Source organism: Pseudonocardia pini (assembly GCF_013870575.1).
GTDB classification, from domain to species: Bacteria; Actinomycetota; Actinomycetes; order Mycobacteriales; family Pseudonocardiaceae; genus Pseudonocardia; species Pseudonocardia pini.
Map to the genome: position 1 here is coordinate 1 of NZ_JACBXB010000637.1, position 3,313 is coordinate 3,313.

Here is a 3,313-nt window from a genome sequence, read left to right on the forward strand (position 1 = left end):
AACGGGAGGAAGATCCACTCCATGTCGAAGATCAGGCCGATCAGGAACGCCACCACCGCGGCGCCCACGACGGACCCGATCATCAGCGGCAGCAGGAGCTTGTCCTGCTTGCGCTGCATCTGGAACGCCTGCCAGATCTGCGAACGGCGCTGCTTGCTCTCCGCTCGCTTCTCCGCCTTGAGGCGCTTCTGGGTCTCCTTGTCGGGCTTGCCGGCCATGTGGGCCAGGATACGTGCCACGCACCCGGTCCCGCGCCACCGGATGCACGAACGCCCGGGAGCGTTCGGAAAGCGCCGTCAGCTGCGGGCCAGTAGCGTGCGCGCCTCCTGCGCGGCCGGGGCCTCGGCGGCGAGGTGCGCCAGGCCCTCGGGGAGCTCCTCGCCGCGGTGCGCGACGGTCTGGGCGTAGAGCCGCCCGGCCCGGTACGACGAGCGCACCAGCGGCCCGGCCATGACGCCGGCGAACCCGATCCGCTCGGCGGTCTCCGAGTGCGTGACGAACTCCTGCGGCTTGACCCACCGCTCGACGGGGTGGTGGCGCTTCGACGGCCGCAGGTACTGGGTGATCGTGATGATCTCGCAGCCCGCGTCGTGCAGGTCCGACAGCGCCTCGGTGACCTCGTCCGGCGTCTCGCCCATGCCCAGGATCAGGTTGGACTTGGTCACCAGCCCCGCCGCGCGCGCCTTGGACAGCACCTCCAGCGACCGCTCGTAGCGGAAGGCCGGGCGGATCCGCTTGAAGATCCGCGGGACCGTCTCCAGGTTGTGGGCGAGCACCTCGGGTCGGGACCCGAACACCTCGTCGAGCTGCACGTCGATCGAGTTGAAGTCCGGGATCAGCAGCTCGACGCCCGTGCCGGGGTTCATCGCGTGGATCTGCCGGACCGTCTCGGCGTAGAGCCAGGCCCCGCCGTCGGGCAGGTCGTCTCGCGCCACGCCCGTGACGGTGGAGTACCGCAGCCCCATCTGCTGCACGGACTCGGCGACCCGCCGCGGCTCGTCCCGGTCCAGGTCGGCGGGCTTGCCGGTGTCGATCTGGCAGAAGTCGCAGCGCCGGGTGCACTGCTCGCCCCCGATGAGGAAGGTGGCCTCGCGGTCCTCCCAGCACTCGTAGATGTTGGGGCAGCCCGCCTCCTCGCACACCGTGTGCAGCCCGCCCGCGCGGACCAGGCCCTTGAGCTCGGTGTACTGCGGGCCGGTGCGCGCCTTGGTGCGGATCCACTCCGGCTTGCGCTCGATCGGGGTCTCGGCGTTGCGGACCTCGAGGCGGAGCAGCTTGCGGCCTTCGGGAGCGATCGTCACGGCGACCAGCCTACGCCCCGGGATCGGGGGTGATCCCCGTCTCCGAGGCCGTGACCTCCCACAGCCGGGCGGCGAGGGCGAGGTCTCGGGCGGCCGCCGAACGGCGGGCCGGAGCGGGGTGCCCGCGCACCTCGAACCGCGGCCCGACGTAGTCCCCGGCTCGCGCGGGCCCGACGGCGGCGAACAGCTGGGGCAGGACCCCGATGCCCACCCGTTGGCAGACGACCTTGTTGACCGGCCCGGCGGCCCAGCCCAGCCCGCGGGCGCGCAGCGACACCCCGAGCAGGTCCGTGTCCGTCATCCCCGGATGGGCGGCGACGACGATCGTGGACTCGCCCCGCAGCCGTCGGTCCAGCTCGGCGGCGAACAGCAGGTCGGCGAGCTTGGACTGGGAGTAGGCGACGGCCGGACGGTAGGGCCTGCGCCGGAAGTGCAGGTCGTCGACGTCGAGCCCGCCGCCGCGGTGCGCGATGCTCGACACGACGACGACCCGGGACGCGGGCCCGTTGCGCAGGGCGGGCATCAGCAGCCAGGTCAGGGCCGCGTGCCCGAGGTGGTTGGTGGCGATCTGTCGCTCGAACCCGTCGACGGTGTACTCGGCGGGGATGCCCATCACGCCGGCGTTGTTCATCAGCACGTCGAGCCGGTCGCCGGTGCGCTCGCGGACCTCCGCGGCGGCCGTGCGCACGGACTCCAGGTCGGCGAGGTCCAGCCGGACGGGCTCGACGCCCGCAGGCACCCGCGACGGGTCCCGCCCGGTCCCGAGCACCCGGGCACCCTTCGCCACGAGGATCTCCGCGCCGGCGCGGCCGAGGCCGGACGTCGCGCCCGTGACCAGCACCGTCCGGCCGTCGAGGGGGCCGATGTCGTCGGCGGTCCACCGGGGCATGGGAACCTACGGTAGTGGACCTCCGGATCTTCACCGAACCGCAGCAGGGCGCGGACTACGCCGACCTGCTCCGCATCGCCCAGACGACCGAGGCGGCCGGTTTCGACGCCTTCTTCCGCTCCGACCACTACCTCTCGATGGGGCCGGTGGACGGGCTGCCCGGGCCCACGGACGCCTGGCTGACCCTCGCCGGGCTCGCCCGCGAGACCTCCCGGATCCGCCTCGGCACGCTCGTGACCTCGGCGACCTTCCGGTACCCGGGCCCGCTGGCGATCTCCGTCGCGCAGGTGGACCGGATGTCCGGTGGGCGCGTCGAGCTGGGGCTGGGTGCCGGCTGGTACGAGGCCGAGCACGCCGCCAACGCCGTCCCGTTCCCGCGGCTGGGGGAGCGGTTCGACCGGCTCACCGAGCAGCTGGAGATCGTCACCGGGATGTGGGCCACCCCCGAGGGCGAGCGGTACGAGTTCTCCGGCGACCACTACACCGTCACCGACTCGCCCGCGCTGCCCAAGCCCGTCCAGCGCCCCGGCCCGCCCGTGATCGTCGGCGGGCACGGCCCGAAGCGGACCCCGGCGCTGGCCGCGCGGTTCGCGAACGAGTTCAACGTCGCCTTCTCCGCTCCCGACGCCGTCCGCGCCCAGTTCGACCGGGTCGACGCGGCCTGCGAGGCCATCGGCCGGGACCCGAAGGAGATCGTCCGGTCCGTCGCCCAGGTCGTCTGCCTCGGTGCCGACGCCGTCGCGGTCGAGCGCCGTGCCGCGGCGATCGGTCGGGACGTGGGCGGGCTGCGGGCCAACGGCCTCGCGGGCAGCCCCGAGGAGGTCCGAGACCGGGTGGGCGAGTGGGCGGAGGAGACCGGTGTCACCCGGATCTACCTGCAGGTCCTCGACCTCTCGGACCTCGACCACGTCGGGGAGATCGCCGCGGCCCTGCTCTCCTAGGAGAGCTGGCCCGCCACGTCCGCGGCCGCGGTGAGCAGCACCAACGCCGGCACCACCGTGCGCGCCCCGATCCGGTAGCTGCCGCGGCCGTCCTGCTCCACCAGCCCGCAGTGCGTCAGCGTGCGCAGATGGTGGTAGAGCTGCCCGGTCGAGCCCAGCCCCGCGGCCTCCTGCAGCTCGGC

Annotated in this window: 4 protein-coding genes and 1 pseudogene; 1 reads left to right on the forward strand and 4 read right to left on the reverse strand. The window is 73.4% G+C overall.

Annotation, left to right across the window (positions count from 1 at the left end; all coding sequences use genetic code 11):
* The 3 genes from H5J29_RS26225 to H5J29_RS26235 form a co-directional block, all read right to left on the reverse strand.
* On the reverse strand, positions 1-218 hold a 218-nt coding region (locus H5J29_RS26225), incomplete at its 3' end, for a DUF4191 family protein (protein WP_181783687.1).
* Positions 219-296: 78 nt separating this feature from the next.
* The gene (gene lipA, locus H5J29_RS26230; RefSeq protein WP_181783688.1) at positions 297-1,301 is read right to left on the reverse strand and encodes a lipoyl synthase; all 1,005 of its coding nucleotides are present in this window, start codon (positions 1,299-1,301) and stop codon (positions 297-299) included.
* A gap of 10 nt (positions 1,302-1,311) precedes the next feature.
* Complete coding sequence (locus tag H5J29_RS26235; protein ID WP_181783689.1) at positions 1,312-2,190, reverse strand: SDR family NAD(P)-dependent oxidoreductase; 879 nt, start codon at positions 2,188-2,190, stop codon at positions 1,312-1,314.
* Positions 2,191-2,204: 14 nt separating this feature from the next.
* Between H5J29_RS26235 and H5J29_RS26240 the strand changes: the two genes are divergently transcribed.
* A complete protein-coding gene (locus tag H5J29_RS26240; RefSeq protein WP_181783690.1) occupies positions 2,205-3,131 on the forward strand; it encodes an LLM class F420-dependent oxidoreductase in 927 nt (308 codons plus the stop codon).
* Here the strand turns inward: H5J29_RS26240 and H5J29_RS26245 are convergent.
* A pseudogene (locus tag H5J29_RS26245) lies at positions 3,128-3,313 on the reverse strand (ArsR/SmtB family transcription factor); the annotation flags it as partial. The gene H5J29_RS26240 and the pseudogene H5J29_RS26245 overlap by 4 nt on opposite strands.